Source organism: Photobacterium aphoticum, assembly GCF_001029435.1.
GTDB lineage: Bacteria > Pseudomonadota > Gammaproteobacteria > Enterobacterales > Vibrionaceae > Photobacterium > Photobacterium aphoticum.
On the sequence record NZ_LDOV01000020.1, the window covers coordinates 142,981 to 163,714 of the forward strand.

Here is a 20,734-nt window from a genome sequence, read left to right on the forward strand (position 1 = left end):
ACCCCAAGTAACAAACTGATAATTCCCTGTTAACGGTCACAATTATCGTCTATTCCTGACACTTTCACCGCCACCCGCCCCTCTCTGGTGAATCATTCATTGATAGCGGAGCAAAGACATAAAAAAAGCCTGCTAGGCAGGCTTTTCGGGATCAGGGGGTATCGGGAGTGGTATCGGTCATCGACATCGTGCAATTGCGTCCTGCCGCTTTGGCTTTGTACAACGCCGCATCGGCCAGCGCCACCAGCGTGCCGTAATCCTGATTCGGTAACGGGACGATGGTCGCGATCCCCAGGCTCACCGTCAGGTGATCAGACACCTGGGAATACTGGTGTACCAAGGCTTTGTCGGCCAGCGCCTGATGGATTTTCGCGGCAATGAGCTCGCCCCCTTCCAACGGCGTGTTCGGCAACAAGAAGGCAAACTCTTCTCCGCCATAGCGAGCCACTTCATCGGTTTCCCGGCGGATCACACTGCGCAGCACCTGTGCCACTTCACGCAGCGCCACATCCCCTTGCTGGTGGCCGTAGTTATCGTTGAATGGCTTGAAGTAGTCGATATCACACAAAATCAAGGTCAACGGCTGCTGTTCACGAATATGCCCAAACCAGAGCTTGCGCAGCTGTTCATCAAAACTGCGACGGTTCGCCACCTTGGTCAGGCTGTCAACAAAGCTCAGCTCCTGCAGCTCCATAATGGCATCCGCTAACTGCTGCTCCGCCATTTTTCGCTCGGTCACATCACGGGCCATCATCAGTACACCACGTGTCCCGTCTGTCGGATCCTGATACGGTGATTTCAGCACCTCATACCAAATCGGTGTGCCGTCTTCGAGGATCACGTAATCGTCCGCTTTCACGCTGATCCCTTGTTCAATCACGGTCTGATCGGCCTGACGGGAAAATTCCAGTAACTCCGGATTGAGTACCTCTTCTGCCGTTTTGCCGAGCAAGCTTTGTGGTGTATGCCCCAGTGAGCGGGCAAAGGCTTCGTTGCAGCCCACATACACTTCATGTTCGTTGTACAGACCAATCGGGTCGCGGCTGGCACTCAAAATCGTATCCAACAAGGTATTACGCTGTGCCAATTCCTGCTCGGTGATCTCGCGCTTTTCAATCTCACTTTTCAGCGCTTCCTGCATCTCATACCAGTCCGTCACATCATGCGACAAACTCAGGGTACCAATCACTTCCCCGCTGTCATCCACCAGGGCGTTGCGCTTGGTTTCTAATAAACGGCTGGCGCCGTCCGGCGCGGTGGTCCAGGTGTGAGACGGGGTATATCGGCCATGATCGAGCATGGGCTCGTTGCAAATCCCTTCCTCAAAACGGCCGCGCCAGAATCGGTCAAACGCCTTGTTGGTGCCCATCAGTTCACCGGATTTGTCCTGGTAATACACCAGCTCTGACAGTGAGTTGAGCACCTGCTGGAACAAACGCTGATCTTGTTCCATCTTGCCCGCTTCTCGGTGAGGGGAATTAGCCTCTTTCATATAGAGCAACCAACAATCCTGCCAATTACACCGCACGGGACGCCCCGTGATCGCCAGCGGCAGGCGCTTACCCTGCGCCAGAAAAATCTGATCGGTCACTTGATCAAAGCCGCTGGAGCGGTAGGGAAACGGACGAAGGAAATCACGCACCATGGCGGCACTGAGGGATTCCGGATAGAGATAGCGCCCATTGAGCTTGCGCGCCCCCACCAGTTCACGGCACGGCCGATTACTGTAGATCAGCTGGCCGTCTTTATGACGAATGATCGCCACGGCCACCGGCATATGGGTCAACAGGCTTTGCAGCTTACGAAAAGAACGGGCATCAATGTGATGCAGCAGTAACATCAGTAACGCGCCACACATCGCGGTGGCAAGCAGGCTGCCCGCTGTCATCAGAATAGGGTTATCCGCATAGTCTGTCAGTGTGGCCGCCGACACCGGGGCGGCGACACTCAGCAGACACATCGTCCATGATAGGCACGCAATACGTCGCGCAAGGTGCTCATTGCAAAAGAAAGGCATAGATAAAAATAGAGACGTAATTTTGCACGTAATTTACCATATTTTATAAATTCGTCACTACGTCTCATCATGCTAAGGTATAAAGATCACATCCGTTTATTCAGCCGCAGACATCGTCTGAACAGGTTGAACAGGCTGATAGACAAACGGCGTATTCAACGCACTGCCTTGGCCGCCATGCGTATCCAAGTTACGGCCGATTTCCGTCATCGCCAACCAGCGGTTCTCACACCACATTGGCGCCAGCAAGGTCGGACGGCGCGCTGTGGCTGATACGCGGTGAAACACCACCTCCGGCGGGGTTAAACGGATCATTTCCGAGGCGATGTCCGTGTACGTCTCTAAGCTCAACTCACTCAAACGACCCGCTTTCCAGGACAAGCCCATGATGCTGCCTTCCACAATGTGCAGCGGGTGCAGTTTGATCCCGTCCACGCCAGCGGCCACCGTACGGCGCAAGGTTTCCAGGTTATCTTCTTTGGTTTCACCCGGCAGGCCGACAATCAGGTGGGCACACACTTTCAACCCCATGGCACGGGCACGCTGGGTGATCTGCTCGTAACACGCAAAATCATGGCCACGGTTAATGCGTTTTAAGGTTTTGTCATTGGCAGTCTGCAAACCCAGCTCCAGCCAAATCTCATACCCCTGCTGTTGGTAACCGGCCAACAGTTCCAGCACCGCATCCGGCACACAGTCCGGGCGCGTCCCCACACACAGGCCAACAATGTCAGCAGCGCCAAGGGCTTCTTCATACATGGCTTTTAACGTTTGCACTTCTGCATACGTGCTGGTGTAGGCCTGAAAATACGCCAAGTAACGTTTGGCGCGATTCACTTCACCGGCACGTTGTGCCAACTGCTCAGCCACCGGTTTGAATTGTGCCTGCTCATCAGCAAACGAGGCCACGTTACAAAAGGTACAGCCCCCACGTCCAATCGTCCCGTCGCGGTTCGGACAGGTAAAGCCTCCGTGCAGCGTCAGCTTATGCACTTTTTCGCCATAGCGACGCTGTAAGTCCTGACCAAAGGTATTCACGAGTTCATGCAGTTGCATCTTGTCACCTAGTACGTTGTGAGGGTGTCAAAAGGGGTGTCGAAAAAAGCGGCAAAGGTTAGCACCCTTCCCCCGCCCTTTTGTTGTGCGAAAACAAAAAAAGGCCGGTGAGCGAGAAAAAATCCCGTGAAGGACCGAGAAAGTCCGGATGAAAATAAGCAACAGACATCCTCTCCCCGTTTTTTGTCCTGTCACGCACCATTCCCCTGCATTTTACAGGGCTATTACACGGAAATATTCACAATGAGAACCGTTATCGAATAGTTACCCATCAAAAATGGTGCTTAATTCACCCTCCTGATGAAATTGCATGCAAAAATGGGTATTTTTTGTTGGTAATTAATAAATCAAAAATGTAGGATAGTTACAGCTGTGTGCAATTTATGAACAACAATTGTGACTAAATTCCTCATATATAGAGAGAAATATGTCGCAACCCTTCAAAACTGTAGTGCTTTTGCATACCAGAGCCGGAGTGCTACAGAGTTTAGTTTGCTATTAATAGTCAACATCATCCCACAGCAAACCCCATCGGTCGTTGCCGGACAGGCGTCCACGCTCGGTAATTGACGGATGTCATACAAAATTAGGGATAACTCAGGCACTGGGATTGGTGCCTGTTGAAACTGGAAGGAAGTATCTATGACAGATCAAGAGCTGAATGCTCAGGGACTTTATGTGCCTGAACTGGAGCACGATGCCTGTGGTATCGGCTTTGTGGCCCATCTAAAGAACCGTAAATCCCACGAAATCGTCACCCAAGCCCTTGATATGCTTGCGAGAATGGAACACCGCGGCGGTCAGGGTTGTGATCCATGCAGTGGTGACGGTGCCGGTATTCTTCTACAAAAACCGCACGAGTTCCTGCTAGAAGAAACCGTGAAACTGGGTATTCGCCTACCGGGCTTCAGCCAATACGGTGTCGGCGTTGTCCTGTTCCCGAAAGACGAACACAAACGTCAGCAATGTCGCGACATTCTTGAGCGCAATGCGAAACGCCTCGATCTGGATGTGATTGGCTACCGTGTGCTGCCTGTCGATAACTCCATGATCGGTGAAGACCCGCTCAGCACCGAACCGCAATTTGAACACGTCTTTATTACCGGCGGCGCTAACTTGGATCCGGCGGAGCTGGAACGCAAACTGTACGTACTGCGTAACTACACCGTTCGCGTCTGTCTGGAAAGCGTGTCGAACATCGGTGATGACTTCTACATCAACTCGCTGTCATACAAAACCTTGGTCTACAAAGGCCAGTTAACCACCGAGCAGGTACCGCAATACTTCCTCGATCTGCAAAACCCAAGCATGGTCACCGCCCTGGCGCTGGTGCACTCCCGTTTCTCAACCAACACCTTCCCGCGTTGGCGCTTGGCGCAGCCTTTCCGTTACATTGCCCACAACGGTGAAATCAACACCGTTCGCGGTAACCTGAACTGGATGAAGGCCCGTGAAGCCATCTTGGAATCTGATCTGTTCACCCAGCAAGAAATCGACATGCTGCTGCCAATCTGTCAGGAAGGCAGCTCAGATTCGTCCAACTTCGATATGGCACTGGAACTGCTGGTGCTCTCTGGTCGTAGCCTGCCTCATGCACTGATGATGCTGATCCCAGAAGCATGGCAAGAAAACACCAGCATGGATCCAAAACGCCGTGCGTTCTACCAGTACCACGCCAACGTGATGGAGCCGTGGGATGGCCCGGCCTCTGTCTGTTTCACCGACGGCGTGCAAGTGGGTGCCACTCTGGACCGTAACGGCCTGCGCCCATCGCGCTACACCGTGACCAAAGACGACTTCCTGATCATGGCATCCGAATCCGGCGTGGTAGAAATCGAGCCGGAGAACGTCCAGTTCCGTGGCCGTCTGCAACCGGGCCGTATCTTCGTCGCTGATCTTGAGCAAGGCCGCATCATCTCTGACGAAGAAGTCAAAGACAGCATTGCCTCAGCGCAGCCTTACGAGCAGTGGGTCAAAGACAACCTGCTGACACTCAAATCCCTGCCTGATGCGGACAACATGCATCACCAGCCAACCCCAGAGCGTTTGCTGCACCATCAACAAGCCTTTGGGATCAGCTCGGAAGAAGTAAACGAAATCATCGTGCCACTGGCGAAAACCGGTTATGAGCCGCTCAGCGCCATGGGTGCAGACTGGCCGCTGGCAGTACTGTCTCACCAGTCACAGCACCTGTCTCACTACTTCAAGCAGCTGTTTGCACAGGTCACCAACCCGCCGATCGACCCGATCCGTGAGCGTATGGTGATGTCCCTGAACACCTACCTGGGTAAAGATCAGAACCTGCTGACTGAAACCCCGCAACACTGTCAGAAAGTGGAACTGGAATCGCCGGTCCTGTCGAACGCGGAGCTGGAAAAACTGCGCGCGATCGATAACGAACACCTGCAAGCCAAAACGCTGGATATCGTGTTCAACGCCAGCGGTGAAGCCGGCAAACTGGAACGCGCCCTGAAGCGTATCTGCCAGTACTCGGAAGATGCCGTGATCGATGGCTACTCCATCATCATCCTGACTGACCGTGCCGTGAACTCGAACCACGCGGCGATCCCAGCCATGCTGGCGGTCGGTGCCGTGCATCACCACCTGATCCGCAAAGGCCTGCGTGCCAAGTGTGACATCGTGGTGGAAACCGGTGACGCCCGTGAAACCCACCACTTCGCAACACTGGTCGGCTACGGTGCCAACGCCGTCAACCCGTATCTGGTAACCGAAACATTGGTGGATCTGCAGAAGAAGCGCAAGCTGGATCCTGAAGTCTCGACCGATGACCTGTTCAACAACTACCGTAAAGGGGTGAACGGCGGGCTGCTGAAAATCTTCTCGAAGATGGGGATCTCCACCCTGCAGTCGTACCACGGCGCACAGATCTTTGAAGCACTGGGGATCAGCAAAGCGGTGGTCGATAAGTACTTCACCGGCACCGTGTCCCGTATTCAGGGTCTGACCATTGATGACATCGCCAAAGAAGTATTGATCCGTCACCGCACCGGTTACCCAACCCGTGAAATCCCGGTACAAATGCTGGATGTCGGTGGTGTGTACCAGTGGAAACAGCGTGGTGAAAAACACCTGTTTAACCCAGAAACCATCTCTTTACTGCAGCAATCCACACGCGGTAAAGATTACGACCAGTTCAAGCAATACTGTCACGCGGTTGATGCCCAAGGCGATAACGCGGCCACGCTGCGTAGCCAGTTAGAGTTCATTAAGAATCCGGCCGGCTCCGTACCGTTAGAAGACGTCGAGCCGATTGAGCACATCCTCAAGCGTTTTGCCACCGGTGCCATGAGCTTTGGTTCGATTTCATACGAAGCCCACTCCACGCTGGCTGTTGCGATGAACCGCATTGGCGCGAAATCGAATTCCGGCGAAGGCGGTGAAGACCCAATCCGCTTTGAGAAGAAAGACAACGGTGACTGGGAACGCTCTGCCATCAAGCAGGTGGCGTCTGGCCGTTTCGGTGTGACGTCTTACTACCTGACCAACGCCGATGAGCTGCAAATCAAGATGGCACAGGGCGCCAAGCCAGGCGAAGGCGGTCAGCTACCGGGTGATAAAGTGGACGATTGGATCGGGGCAACCCGTCACTCCACGCCGGGGGTCGGCCTGATTTCGCCACCGCCGCACCACGACATTTACTCGATCGAAGATTTGGCCCAGCTGATCTACGATCTGAAAAACGCCAACCGTGCCAGTCGCGTCAACGTGAAACTGGTATCGGAAGCCGGTGTCGGCACCATCGCCTCCGGTGTGGCCAAAGCCAAAGCCGACGTCGTCCTGATCGCCGGTTTTGACGGCGGTACCGGTGCCTCACCAATGTCCTCTATCCGTCACACGGGTCTGCCGTGGGAATTGGGCTTGGCAGAAACGCACCAGACTCTGCTGAAAAACGGTCTGCGTAACCGTATCGTTGTCCAGTCTGACGGTCAGATGAAGACCCCGCGTGACCTTGCGGTAGCAACGCTACTGGGCGCCGAGGAATGGGGTGTGGCGACCGCCGCGCTGGTGGTGGAAGGCTGTATCATGATGCGTAAGTGTCATAAGAACACCTGTCCGGTCGGCATCGCGACCCAGAACAAGACCCTGCGTGAGCGTTTCGACGGCCGCGTAGAAGACGTGGTGACCTTCTTCCAGTACATGGCTGAAGGCCTGCGTGAAATCATGGCAGAGCTGGGCTTCCGTACGATCGATGAGATGGTCGGTCAGTCACAGAAACTGAAAATCCGTGATGATATCGGTCACTGGAAGTACAAGAACCTGGATCTGAGCCCGGTGCTGTTCATCGAACAAGCCCGTGAAGAAGACGGCGTGTACAACCAGCGTGAACAGGATCATAACCTGGAGCACGTCCTTGACCGTCAGCTCATTAAAGCGGCTGCTCCTGCCCTGTATGAAGGCAAAGCGGTGAATGCTGAGTTCAACATCATCAACACCGACCGCAGTGCCGGTACCATGTTGTCGAATGAAATCTCGAAGATTTACAAAGACCAAGGTCTGCCACAGCCAATGCACGTGAAGTTCAAAGGCTCAGCAGGACAAAGTCTGGGTGCCTTCCTGACCAAAGGCGTGACCTTTGAAGTCGAAGGCGATGCCAACGATTACTGGGGTAAAGGCCTGTCTGGCGGTACGCTGGTGCTGTATCCGGATGCCAAGTCTGACATCATTCCAGAAGACAACATCGTGGTCGGTAACGTCTGTTTCTACGGCGCGACCTCCGGTGAATCCTTCATTCGCGGCCTGGCCGGTGAGCGCTTCTGTGTGCGTAACTCCGGTGCCAAAGTGGTCGTCGAAGGGGTCGGTGACCACGGCTGTGAATACATGACCGGTGGTGTGGCGATTATCCTGGGTCCAACAGGCCGTAACTTTGCGGCGGGCATGAGCGGCGGTGTCGCTTACGTCTGGGATCAGTTCCAGGACTTTGAAACTAAGCTCAACCCAGAGCTGGTGGATCTCGATCCTATCGAGCAAGAAGACCGCGAATTACTACTGGATATGCTGAACAAGCACGTGACGCTCACAGGCAGTACGGTGGCACAAACCTTCCTCGACAACTTTGAAGCAAACCTTCAGAGCTTGGTGAAGGTGATGCCAAGGGATTACAAAGCCGTACTACAAAAGCGCAAAGCGGAAGCAGAAAACAAGGAAGAGTTGGAGGCCGTCAATGGGTAAGCCTACAGGATTTTTAGAGTTTGGCCGTGAGCTGCCAAAGAAGCTGGATCCCAGCGTACGTATTCAGGATAACAAAGAGTTTGTCCTGAATGACGAGTTCGGTGACAAGATCAATACACAGGCCTCACGCTGTATGGACTGTGGTGTGCCGTTCTGTCACAACTCGTGCCCGATCGGCAACATCATTCCTGAGTTTAATGATGCGGTGTACCGTGACAGCTGGGAAGAAGCGTGGAACATCCTGAGCTCCACCAACAACTTCCCGGAATTCACAGGCCGTGTGTGTCCGGCGCCGTGTGAAAGTGGCTGTGTGCTCGGGATCAACCAAGACCCGATCACGATCTGTAACATCGAAAAAACCATCGTGGAAACGGCGTACCGTGAAGGCTACGCCAAACCCAAAACACCGCGTTCCCGCACCGGGAAAACCGTGGCGATCATCGGTTCAGGCCCGGCGGGTCTGGCGGCGGCCGAGCAGCTTAACAGCGCCGGCCACACCGTGACTGTGTTTGAGCGTGATGAAAAAGTCGGTGGCCTGCTGCGCTTTGGCATCCCGGATTTCAAGCTGGGTATGGACATCATCGACCGTAAAATCGACCTGATGGCCGCAGCTGGCGTGCAGTTTGAAGTCAACGCCCACGTCGGGGTAAACGTCAATGCCAAGCAGTTGCGTCAGGACTTTGATGTGGTGCTGCTAACCGGTGGCTCGACAGTACCGCGCGATCTGCCGATCCCGGGTCGTGAGCTGAACGGCGTCCACTTTGCGATGGAATTTCTGGCGCAGAACAACCGCCGTGCCAACAACATGGATCTGAAAACCGAAGAAATCCATGCCAACGGCAAGCACGTGGTAGTGATTGGCGGCGGTGATACCGGTTCAGACTGTGTCGGCACCTCAAACCGTCACGGTGCGACCAGCATTACGCAGGTGGAAATCATGCCGATCCCACCGGAGAAACGCCCGGTGAACCAACCTTGGCCGTCGTACCCGATGATCATGAAGACCTCCACCTCGCACGAGGAAGGCTGTGATCGTCACTGGAACATCCTGACCAAAGAATTCATCGGTGATGATGAAGGGAATGTCAAAGCCCTGCGCATTGCTGACATTCAGTGGGATGAACCGGCGCCGGGTGAGCGCCCTGGCTTTACCGAAGTGGCTGGCTCTGAGCGCATCATTCCGTGTGATCTTGCTTTCTTGGCGATGGGCTTTTTGCACCCAGAACCGACCGGCGTGCTGGCACAGCTGGATATCGCGCTGGATGATCGTGGTAACGTAGCGACCCAAGGGTTTGCCACCAACCAGAAAGGCGTGTTTGCCGCCGGTGATATGCGTACCGGTCAGTCCCTGGTGGTGCGTTGTATCAACGAAGGCCGCGAGTGTGCCCGTGACATCGATGCGTATCTGATGGGGAACACCAACCTCGAAGCCAAGGCTAACTCCTTGATGCTGTCTAACGCCTAATCGCGTTCTTCACGCTCGTCTCAAAACCGACTCACTGAGTCGGTTTTTTTTCATCCCGAAATCCTATCCCCCACCATACTTAGCTAGGTTGTCGCGCGATCCTGCGATTTTAGAGCGCATTATCATTCCCGCTTCAACACGTTGATGAATATTTGACCTTTTTGTAAATAGTGTTTAACGTGAAAAATTGCGACTTCATTCGGCCAAGCCTCTCGACAGTGCGCCTTCAACGCCTGCGCGTCGCAAGTCCCTCCACTGTGATGAGACGGTTTACACCACGAAGGAAGCGTGAGGATGGCTGCATCAGCCACACTGCTAAACCAAGCAGAGCCAGGGAGAGTTGTCATGACACTGTATGATCCCACTCGGGACAGAGATAATTGTGGTTTCGGCTTAATTGCCCATATTGAAGGCGAAACCAGCCACAAACTTGTACGCACCGCGATTTGCGCCCTCGACCGCATGACCCACCGAGGCGGGATCGCCGCCGATGGCAAAACCGGTGATGGCTGCGGCCTGTTAATGAAAAAGCCCGATCGCTTCTACCGCCTCGTTGCCAACGAGCTGGGCTGGAAACTGTCACGGGAGTTCGCCCTTGGCATGATCTTCCTCAGCCAAGATCCGGTACTGGCGGAGCAAGCCCGCACCGTGATACAGGAAGAACTCGCCAAAGAAACCCTGTCGCTGGTGGGCTGGCGCGATGTGCCTATTAACCCGGCCGTACTCGGCCCCATTGCCAGCGAAACCCTGCCCAAGATCGAGCAGGTGTTCATCAATGCCCCGGCAGGCTGGAAACCACGCGATATCGACCGCCGTCTGTACATTGCCCGCCGCCGCATCGAGCAGCGTATCACCCGCGATCCCGACTTCTATATCTGTAGCCTGTCGACTCAGGTGACGGTCTACAAAGGGCTGTGTATGCCCGCCGATCTGCCACGCTTTTATCAAGATCTCGGTGATATTCGCTTAGAATCCTCAATCTGTTTGTTCCACCAGCGTTTCTCGACCAACACCCAGCCACGCTGGCCGCTGGCCCAACCGTTCCGCTACTTAGCCCACAATGGCGAGATCAATACCATTGCCGGTAACCGCCAGTGGGCCCGGGCACGCGCCTACAAATTTGCATCACCGCTGCTGCCGGATCTGCAAACCGCCGCACCGTTTGTCAATGAAACCGGATCGGACTCCTCCAGCCTCGATAACATGCTGGAACTGTTCCTCGCCGGTGGCATGGACTTATTCCGCGCCATGCGCATGCTGGTGCCGCCTGCGTGGCAAAATCACCCGGATATGGATCCCAACCTGCGGGCCTTTTACGACTTTAACTCCATGCACATGGAGCCGTGGGATGGCCCGGCTGGCATCGTAATGTCTGACGGCCGCTATGCCGCCTGTAACCTCGACCGTAACGGCCTGCGCCCAGCGCGCTATGTGATCACCAAAGATAAGCTGATCACCCTCGCCTCTGAAATCGGCATTTGGGATTACGGCCCGGACGAAGTGGCGGAAAAAGGCCGCGTCGGTCCCGGCGAATTACTGGTGATCGACACCAAGTTCGGCAAAATCTGGCATTCTGCGGATATCGACAATGAACTGATGGGCCGTCACCCCTATAAAGAATGGCTCGACAGTCATGTCAAACGCCTGATCCCGTTTGAAGACTTAGGCGATGATCAGGTCGGCAGCCGCTCACTCAGCGACACCGAGCTCTGCACCTACCAAAAACTGTTTGCCATGAACCGAGAAGAGCTGGAGCAAGTGCTGCAGGTCATGGGCGAAAACGGTCAGGAAGCGACGGGCTCCATGGGCGATGATGCGCCGATGGCCGTGCTCTCTTCCAAAGAACGCGCCGTCACCGACTATTTCCGCCAGATGTTTGCGCAGGTCACCAACCCGCCAATCGATCCTTTGCGGGAAAAACACGTGATGTCACTGGCCACCTGTATCGGCCGGGAAATGAACGTGTTCTGCGAAACCGACGGCCATGCCTACCGCGTGGCCTTTGGCTCACCGGTGCTCCTGTATTCCGACTTGGTGCAGTTACTGGAGCTGGACGATCAGTACTACCGCAACAGCATCGTGGATATCAACTACGCCCCCGCCGACAAAGATCTCGCGCAAGCCATTGTGGACCTGTGTGATCAGGCCGAGCGGCTGGTGCGCGGCGGCACCGTCTTACTCGTCCTCTCTGACCGAGGGGTTAATCCGGACAAACTGCCGATCCCGGCTGCTATGGCGGTCGGTGCGGTCCAACAGCGACTGGTCAACACCAACCTGCGCTGTGATGCCAACATCATCATCGAAACCGCCACCGCCCGAGACCCACACCACTTTGCGGTACTGCTGGGCTTTGGCGCCACGGCGGTCTACCCGTATTTGGCCTACGAGTCATTGGGCAAATTGATCGACAGCGGCGCCATCAGCAAACCGTACCGCGACGTGATGGTGAACTTTCGCAACGGCATCAACAAAGGCTTGTACAAAATCATGTCCAAGATGGGGATCTCCACCATCGCCTCCTACCGCTGTGCCATGTTGTTTGAAGCCGTAGGATTAAGTGATGAGGTGGTCAACCTCTGCTTTAACGGGGTGGCAAGCCGTATTCAGGGCGCAGACTTTAGCGATTTCCAGCAAGATCTGTTTAACCTGTCGCGCCGCGCCTGGCTCAAACGCAAACCGATCGAACACGGCGGCCTGCTCAAGTATGTGCACGGCGGTGAATTCCACGCTTATAACCCGGACGTGGTCACCACCCTGCAACAGGCGGTGAAATCCGGTGATTATCAGGATTACCTGCGCTTTGCCGAACAGGTCAACACCCGTCCGGTCGCCGCCATCCGTGATTTAATGACACTCAAAGAGGACACCTCACCGATTGCCATTGAGCGCGTAGAAGCAGCCACCGAACTGTATAAACGCTTTGACTCCGCCGCCATGTCCATCGGCGCCCTCAGTCCCGAAGCCCATGAGGCACTGGCCATTGCCATGAACCGGCTCGGCGGTTTTTCCAACTCCGGCGAAGGCGGGGAAGATCCGCGCCGCTTTAACAGCGAGCGCAATTCGCGTATCAAACAGGTCGCCTCCGGTCGCTTTGGCGTGACCCCGCATTATCTGGTTAACGCTGATGTCATTCAGATCAAAGTCGCGCAAGGGGCTAAACCGGGCGAAGGCGGTCAGCTGCCCGGCCACAAGGTCACCACGGAAATCGCCAAACTGCGCTATGCGGTACCGGGCGTGACCCTGATCTCGCCGCCGCCGCACCACGACATTTACTCGATTGAGGATTTGGCCCAGCTGATCTTCGATCTCAAGCAAATCAATCCCGATGCCATGGTCTCGGTCAAACTGGTGTCCGAGCCGGGGGTTGGCACCATCGCCACCGGCGTTGCCAAAGCCTATGCCGATCTGATCACCATCTCCGGTTATGACGGCGGAACCGGGGCCAGCCCACTGACCTCAGTCAAATATGCCGGCAGCCCGTGGGAATTAGGCCTTGCCGAAACCCAGCAAGCACTGGTGGCTAACGGCCTGCGCCATAAGATCCGCCTGCAGGTCGACGGTGGCCTGAAAACCGGCCTGGACGTGGTGAAAGCGGCCATACTTGGCGCCGAAAGCTTTGGGTTTGGTACCGCGCCGATGGTGGCGCTGGGCTGTAAATACCTGCGTATTTGTCACCTGAACAACTGTGCGACCGGCGTGGCGACACAAGATGACACCCTGCGCCGCGAGTTCTTCAAAGGCCTGCCGGAGCAGGTAATGAATTACTTCATCGGCCTCGGCCAGGAAGTCCGTGAACTGCTGGCGAAACTGGGGGTAGAAAAGCTCACCGATCTCATTGGCCGTACCGATTTACTGACCGTCATTGATGGCTACACCGCCAAACAAAGCAAGTTGGATCTGTCATCGGTGCTGGCCACTGTCGATTCGCCGAACGGCCATACCCTCTATTGCAGCGAGGCCAATACGCCGTTTGATCCGGCCACGCTCAATGCTGAATTGCTCGCGGCCACGCTCCCTGCCATCGAGTCACGCAGCGGGACCACGGTGTACCAAACCATCCGCAATACCGATCGTTCTGTCGGTGCGCGCTTGTCCGGGGAAATCGCCAAACGCTACGGCAACCAAGGCATGGCCGCCGCTCCGGTTGTTCTGCACCTGACCGGCACAGCGGGTCAGTCGTTCGGGGTCTGGAATGCGGGCGGCTTGCATTTGCACTTAACCGGCGATGCCAATGACTATGTGGGCAAAGGCATGACCGGCGGACACATCGTGATCCGTCCGCCACAAGGCTCTGCGTTTGCCTCCAGTGAGGCCACCATCATGGGCAACACCTGCTTGTATGGGGCAACGGGCGGCAAACTGTTCGCGGCCGGTAAAGCGGGTGAGCGATTTGCCGTGCGTAACTCGGGCACCATTGCAGTGATTGAAGGCGCGGGCGACAACGCCTGTGAGTACATGACCGGCGGCATTGTGGCCATTTTAGGCAAGACCGGCGTGAACTTCGGTGCGGGGATGACCGGTGGCTTTGCCTACATCCTTGATGAAGACGGCGACTTTGCCGGGCGGGTCAACCCTGAGCTGGTCGAAGCGGTGCCGCTGGCGGATCTGCACATCCATCAGGAGCACCTGCGTGGTCTGATTGATCAGCATTTGGCCCTGACCGGCTCCGATCGGGCACAAGCGATTCTGGCGGACTTTGACCGCTGGATCCCACAGTTCTATCTGGCCAAACCCAAATCTGCCGATGTGAACACCTTGCTCGGTCACCAAAGCCGCTCAACCGCTGAGCTGCGCGTTCAAGCACAATAGGGAGGGAATCCGATGAGTCAGAACATTTACCAATTCATTGATGTGGCAAGGATTGATCCCCCGAAAAAGCCATTGAACGTGCGTAAAATCGAGTTCGTGGAAATCTACGAGCCCTTCACCAAACAGCAAGCCAGTGCACAGGCAGACCGCTGTTTAGATTGCGGTAACCCGTATTGCGAGTGGAAATGCCCGGTGCATAACTACATTCCACAATGGCTGAAGCTGGCCAATGAAGGGCGGATCCTCGAAGCCGTCGAGCTGTCGCACCAGACCAATACTCTGCCGGAAGTGTGTGGTCGCGTCTGCCCACAGGATCGCCTGTGTGAAGGAGCCTGTACCCTCAATGCGGACTTTGGCGCCGTCACCATCGGTAACGTGGAGAAATACATTACCGATCAGGCCTTTAAGATGGGCTGGAAGCCGGACATGTCGCACGTTGAATGGACAGACAAAAAAGTCGCCATCATCGGGGCCGGGCCGGCGGGACTGTCCTGTGCCGACATTTTGGTGCGTAACGGCGTGAAGCCGGTGGTGTTTGACCGCTATCCGGAGATCGGCGGCCTGCTCACTTTTGGTATTCCGTCATTCAAGCTGGAAAAAGAGGTCATGATCCACCGTCGTCAGCTGTTTACTGACATGGGCGTCGAGTTCCAGCTCAACACCGAGATCGGCAAAGACATCCCGATGGACGCCTTACTGGCTGACTACGATGCGGTCTTCTTGGGCGTGGGCACTTATCAGAACATGCGTGCCAATCTCGCCAACGAAGATGCACCCGGCGTGTACGATGCCCTGCCGTATCTGATCTCCAATACCTATCAGGTCATGGGACTCGACAGCGATCAGCCCTTCATTGATATGCAAGGCAAACGGGTCGTAGTACTCGGCGGCGGCGATACGGCCATGGACTGTGTCCGTACCGCCGTGCGTCAAGGGGCGCAGCACGTGACCTGTGCATACCGCCGCGATGAAGCCAACATGCCCGGCTCGAAACGGGAAGTGAAAAACGCCCGCGAGGAAGGGGTTCACTTCCAGTTCAACCTGCAACCGGTCGGTTTAGACGTGGACGCGCACGGCCATATTCACGGGGTCACGGTGGTGAAAACCGCCTTGGGTGAGCCCGATGAGGCCGGCCGTCGTCGCCCAGAACCTGTCGCAGGCAGTGAACATACACTGGCCGCCGATGCGGTGATCATGGCCTTTGGTTTCCAGCCTCATGCCATGCCGTGGCTACAGACGTTTGATGTCGAGTTGGATAACTGGGGACGGATCAAAGCGCCGGCTGACAGCCAGTACGCCTTCCAGACCAGCCACCCGAAAATCTTTGCTGGTGGCGATGCGGTACGCGGCTCCGATCTGGTGGTCACCGCCATTGACGAAGGCCGCCGTGCCGCCGAGGGGATCTTAGATTATCTGAACGTCTGATCACGTCAGTCGCTGACAGGTACGATAGCGACTTGCCACTTGGTAATCATCACCGCCCTCATGCTACAATCACCCCATCAATAAGGCGCTCATCCTCGAGCGCCTTCATTCACTCAATAAAGAGATCCTACTGATGAAAATCGGCATTATCGGCGCGATGGAACAAGAAGTTGCCATCCTAAAAGATCAACTGGCTAACTGTGAAATGCACGCGAAAGCAGGCTGTACGTTCTACACCGGTACACTGAACGGTGCAGACGTGGTACTACTACAATCTGGCATTGGTAAAGTGGCAGCAGCTGTCGGTACCGCTGTACTGCTAGAAATCTTCCAGCCAGACGTGGTGCTTAACACCGGCTCTGCAGGCGGCTTTGACAGCAGCCTGAACGTGGGTGATGTAGTGATCTCAACAGAAGTACGCTACCACGATGCTGACGTGACTGCATTCGGTTACGAAATGGGCCAAATGGCACAGCAGCCAGCGGCTTTCATCTCTGATGCGAACCTGATGGACGTGGCAGAAAAAGCCCTGGCGACCATGGGTGACATGCACGCAGTACGCGGCCTGATCTGTACTGGCGATGCGTTTGTTTGCTCAGCAGAAAAACAAAACTTCATCCGTGAACATTTCCCAACCGTGATTGCGGTAGAAATGGAAGCGGCAGCGATCGCACAAGCGTGTCACCAGTTCAACGTACCGTTCGTGGTAGTACGTGCAATCTCTGACGTGGCAGACAAAGAGTCACCAATGAGCTTTGACGAATTCCTGCCACTGGCAGCGAAGAGCTCATCAGTGATGGTAGCGAAAATGGTTGAGTTGCTAAACACCTAATGAACGACGCCATTGCTCTGCTGACCGGTAACACGGCCCTGCTCGCCATGGCGGGCGCCCTTGCATTGCAATGGCTGCTACCGATCCCTGCCGCCTTGCATCCCCTTGGGATCTGGCGGCAGTTGGCCTTATTACTGGCCGATAAAGTCAACAAACCGCAAGACACCCCGCGCCAACAGATGATGTCCGGGCTGCTCGCCGGCAGCTTAATGATTTTCACTGTGCTCATCATCCTGCTTTGCTTATACCAACTGGCGTGGTTCGATCTCCCGTTTCACATTATTCTGCTTTGGCTGGCACTTGACTGGCGTACCACCGCCGATTTCAGCAAGCAATTTATTACCGCCTACCAGCACGAAGACAAACCGCGCTGTCGCCAACTGCTGGCGGAAAAACTCAACCGTCATACCGACAACCTTTCCCTGCTCGGCTTAGGCAAAGCGTGCGCCGAAACCCAATTGCTCGCCTATGGCCGCTTAGTGGCCGGCGTCTTATTCTGGTATGGCTTAACCGGCGGCATTGGCGCACTGATCTACCGCTTGTTGATCAGCCTGGCCCGCACGTGGTCACCAAGCCGTCAACGTTACCAGCACTTTGGCCGCCCGCTCGTGACTCTGCTGGCCGTGATGGACATAGTGCCGCTGCGCTTGTTTGCGGTGCTGCTCAGCCTCGGTCATAACGGTAAACAGGCCTTACAAAGCCTCGCCAAACACGGTGAGCAATGGCAACTGCCCGGCCCCGGCTGGCTGCTGACCGCCACCGGACACAAACTGTCACTGTCATTAGGTGGCCCAGCTATCTACGACAACATGAAAATGGACCGGCCTCGTCTCGGCGGCAAAATTGCCCCTGCCGCGCTGCATCTGGCCCAAATCGATAAACTGGTACAAACCCGCTTGTGGATCTGGATCGGCATACAAGGCCTTTTACTCGTTTTATTCCAAGGAACCCTGTAGTGCGTTTTGCGATCCTCGTGAGCTTGCTCACCCTGTCAGCTCCGGCTTTTTCAGCGGATATCACCACACATACCGCCTCTGACACTCATACCGGCATCCATGCCGATGCAGCCACACACACACGCAGCCATGCGTTGCCTCAGCGGATCATCAGCTTATCCCCCCACACCACCGAACTGGCGTATGCCGCCGGGCTGGGTGATAAACTGATCGCCGCCAGTGATTACAGTGACTACCCGGAAGCGGCCAAGCAGTTAGAGCGTGTCGCCAACTACCGTGGCATCAAGATGGAGCGCATTGTCGCGCTCAAGCCCGATCTGATCTTGGCGTGGAAAGGCGGTAACCCGGTACGGGAAATGGAGCGCTTAGAGCAACTGGGCTTTACCCTGTTCTACTCCAACCCCAAAACGCTGGAAGACATTCCTAACACCGTGGAAGCGCTAGGCCAATACGCGGCATCACCGGCGCACGCCCAGCAGGTCGCGGACGATTTTCGCACCCGTCTGGCGGCACTCAAAGCCAGCCGCCACAGCGCACGTTCCGTCAAATACTTCTACCAGTTGAGCGAAAGCCCAATCATTACCGTGGCAGGAAAAAGCTGGCCAAGTCAGGTATTTAGCCTGTGTGGCGGAGAAAACATCTTTGCCGACAGCCCGGCTGCTTATCCGCAAGTGTCGGTCGAGCAAGTGATTGTACGCCAGCCGGAGGTTATCTTTGGCACCCCGCACAGCGGTACCGATGTGAGCGTATGGCAAAAGTGGCAACAGCAACTGCCTGCGGTGGCCAATGGTCATCTGTATACCCTGAAAGCGGACTGGCTGAACCGCCCGACGCCACGCACCATCAAGGCGGTCGAGCAAGTCTGCGGGTATCTGGATCAGGTACGTCAAAAGGGCGATTAACAGCCCCACAACATTCATTGTGAGTCGTAGCACAAAACTGTTGCATCAAGTTGTAAGGCCGCTATTTACTCGTACAATCGGCGGCGATTTCTCAACTCACTCGCTCAGGCAGGTAGCATGACTCTCATTTATCTTCTCGATATGTTCGGCACAGCAGTGTTTGCTGCCTCGGGCGTATTATTGGCTGGCCGACTCCGCATGGATCCTTTCGGTGTCGTGGTACTGGCCAGTGTGACCGCCATTGGCGGTGGTACTATTCGTGATATGGCATTGGGCGCGACCCCCGTTTTTTGGATCACCGACACCAACTACTTGTGGGTGATTTTCCTTACCTGTTTGATCAGCATGATCGCTATTCGTCGCCCTCGCCAAATGCCTTGGTACATTCTGCCGGTCGCGGATGCTGTCGGCTTGGCCGTATTTGTGGCGATCGGGGTAGAAAAAGCCCTGCGCTTTGGGGCAACGCCGATGGTCGCGGTGATCATGGGTGTGATCACCGGGTGTGGCGGCGGGGTGATCCGTGACGTGCTGGCCCGTGAAATCCCGATGGTACTGCGTACCGAGGTCTATGCGACGGCCTGTATTCTGGGCGGCATCGTGCACACCACGGCACTCAGCATGGGTGTGGCGGCATCGGTCGCCACCTTGGCCGGTATCATCACCACCCTGACCATCCGTCTGGCAGCGATCCGCTGGCACCTCTCCCTGCCGACCTTTGCGCTGCGTAACTGATCATCGCATTGAGCCGTCATGCTAAACGGCAGGCATAAAAAAAGGCGCATCATGCGCCTTTTTTCTGTCTGATTTCGGTATAACAATCAGAAATTAGCTGATAGTCACACGAGCAAACTTACGCTTACCGACCTGGTAAACCGCTGTGCCAGCCGCAGGTACCAGTTTGGTATCTTCAACTTTCTCACCATCTTGCTTCACGGCGCCCTGACGGATCATACGCATCGCATCAGAGGTCGAGTTCACAAGGCCTGCGTCTTTTAGCAGGTTCGTGATCGCAATACCGGCTTCAAACGTGAACTCAGGCATTTCTTCAGGCATCGCGCCTTTCTGGAAACGGTTAATGAATTCTTGCTCGGCCGCATCAGCATCCGCTTCTGTGTGGAAGCGAGCGATGATTTCTTTCGCCAGCAGGATCTTCACATCACGTGGGTTCTTACCAGCGGCGATGTCAGCTTTGAACTGGTCGATTTCTTCCAGAGGACGGAAAGACAGCAGCTCGTAGTAGCTCCACATCAAGTCATCAGAGATAGACATGATCTTACCGAACATGTCATTCGGTGCGTCAGAGATACCGATGTAGTTGTGCGCTGACTTCGACATCTTCTTCACGCCGTCCAGACCCACAAGCAGTGGCATCGTCAGTACAGCCTGTGGCTTCTGACCGTGTGCTTTTTGCATTTCACGGCCCATCAGCAAGTTGAACTTCTGATCGGTACCGCCAAGCTCTACGTCAGTTTCCATCGCCACAGAGTCGTAACCCTGCAGAAGCGGGTACATGAACTCGTGGATCGCGATTGGACGGCCTTCGCTGTAACGCTTTTTGAAGTCGTCACGCTCTAGCATGCGGGCAACCGTCTGGTTCGCCGCCAAACGGATCATGCCTTCTGCGCCTAGCTCAGACAGCCAAGTAGAGTTGAATGCGATGGTGGTTTTTGCAGGATCGAGGATCTTGAACACCTGCTCGGTGTAGGTTTTCGCATTTTCAAGCACTTGCTCACGCGTCAACGGTGGACGTGTGGTGTTTTTACCCGTCGGATCACCTACCATTGCGGTGAAGTCACCGATCAGGAACGTCACTTCGTGGCCCAGTTCCTGGAACGTACGCAGTTTGTTCATGATCACGGTGTGACCTAGGTGGATGTCCGGTGCTGTTGGATCGGCACCCAATTTGATACGTAGAGGACGGTTCTCTTTCAGCTTGGCAATAAGCTCTTCTTCCGGAATCAGCTCATCCACACCGCGCTTAATTTCAGCTAATGCTTGTTCAATGCTGGCCATTCTTGTTCGCTCCCGCAGAATTGGCAAAAAAGTAATAATCGACAATCTTACTTGAATAGCGATGTTTTT

General features: G+C 55.3%; 11 protein-coding genes. 8 read left to right on the forward strand and 3 right to left on the reverse strand.

Features of this window, described 5'->3' with window-relative positions; genetic code table 11:
• Nucleotides 1-151 precede the first annotated feature (151 nt).
• Together ABT58_RS11265 and mnmL are read right to left on the reverse strand one after the other, a co-directional pair.
• A complete protein-coding gene (locus ABT58_RS11265) occupies nt 152-1,960 on the reverse strand; it encodes a GGDEF domain-containing protein (RefSeq protein WP_053063054.1) in 1,809 nt (602 codons plus the stop codon).
• A gap of 153 nt (nt 1,961-2,113) precedes the next feature.
• Nucleotides 2,114-3,073, reverse strand: a complete 960-nt coding sequence (mnmL, locus tag ABT58_RS11270; protein WP_047874501.1) for a tRNA modification radical SAM protein MnmL/YtqA — start codon at nt 3,071-3,073, stop codon at nt 2,114-2,116.
• Between the two features lie 642 nt (nt 3,074-3,715).
• Here mnmL and gltB (ABT58_RS11275) point away from each other — a divergent pair.
• The 8 genes from gltB (ABT58_RS11275) to ABT58_RS11310 all read left to right on the forward strand — a co-directional run bounded on the left by gltB (ABT58_RS11275) (nt 3,716) and on the right by ABT58_RS11310 (nt 19,384).
• Nucleotides 3,716-8,263 (forward strand): glutamate synthase large subunit, encoded by a 4,548-nt coding sequence (gene gltB / locus ABT58_RS11275; protein WP_047874502.1) that lies wholly within the window; start codon nt 3,716-3,718, stop codon nt 8,261-8,263.
• Nucleotides 8,256-9,728, forward strand: a complete 1,473-nt coding sequence (locus ABT58_RS11280) for a glutamate synthase subunit beta (RefSeq protein WP_047874503.1) — start codon at nt 8,256-8,258, stop codon at nt 9,726-9,728. Before gltB (ABT58_RS11275) ends, ABT58_RS11280 begins: the two co-directional genes overlap by 8 nt.
• A 345-nt stretch (nt 9,729-10,073) precedes the next feature.
• Complete coding sequence (gene gltB / locus ABT58_RS11285) at nt 10,074-14,537, forward strand: glutamate synthase large subunit (RefSeq protein WP_047874504.1); 4,464 nt, start codon at nt 10,074-10,076, stop codon at nt 14,535-14,537.
• Between the two features lie 12 nt (nt 14,538-14,549).
• Entirely contained in the window at nt 14,550-15,962 is a 1,413-nt protein-coding gene (locus ABT58_RS11290) for an FAD-dependent oxidoreductase (RefSeq protein WP_047874505.1), read from the forward strand.
• Between the two features lie 133 nt (nt 15,963-16,095).
• Nucleotides 16,096-16,794: a 5'-methylthioadenosine/S-adenosylhomocysteine nucleosidase gene (mtnN, locus tag ABT58_RS11295; RefSeq protein WP_047874506.1), complete on the forward strand. Its 699-nt coding sequence runs from the start codon at nt 16,096-16,098 to the stop codon at nt 16,792-16,794.
• On the forward strand, nt 16,794-17,750 hold the full coding sequence (locus ABT58_RS11300) for a cobalamin biosynthesis family protein (RefSeq protein ID WP_047874507.1): 957 nt from the start codon (nt 16,794-16,796) through the stop codon (nt 17,748-17,750). The genes mtnN and ABT58_RS11300 overlap by 1 nt, the downstream gene beginning before the upstream one ends.
• Before the next feature lie 95 nt (nt 17,751-17,845).
• The gene (gene btuF / locus ABT58_RS11305; RefSeq protein ID WP_047874540.1) at nt 17,846-18,652 is read left to right on the forward strand and encodes a vitamin B12 ABC transporter substrate-binding protein BtuF; all 807 of its coding nucleotides are present in this window, start codon (nt 17,846-17,848) and stop codon (nt 18,650-18,652) included.
• A 117-nt stretch (nt 18,653-18,769) separates the two neighbouring features.
• Nucleotides 18,770-19,384, forward strand: a complete 615-nt coding sequence (locus tag ABT58_RS11310; RefSeq protein WP_047874508.1) for a TRIC cation channel family protein — start codon at nt 18,770-18,772, stop codon at nt 19,382-19,384.
• 93 nt (nt 19,385-19,477) lie between these two features.
• On the opposite strand, the gene tyrS is transcribed toward ABT58_RS11310, so the two are convergent.
• Nucleotides 19,478-20,665 carry a tyrosine--tRNA ligase gene (tyrS, locus tag ABT58_RS11315; RefSeq protein WP_047874509.1) on the reverse strand — a complete coding sequence of 396 codons (1,188 nt, stop codon included), beginning with the start codon at nt 20,663-20,665 and terminating at the stop codon, nt 19,478-19,480.
• Nucleotides 20,666-20,734 lie beyond the last annotated feature (69 nt).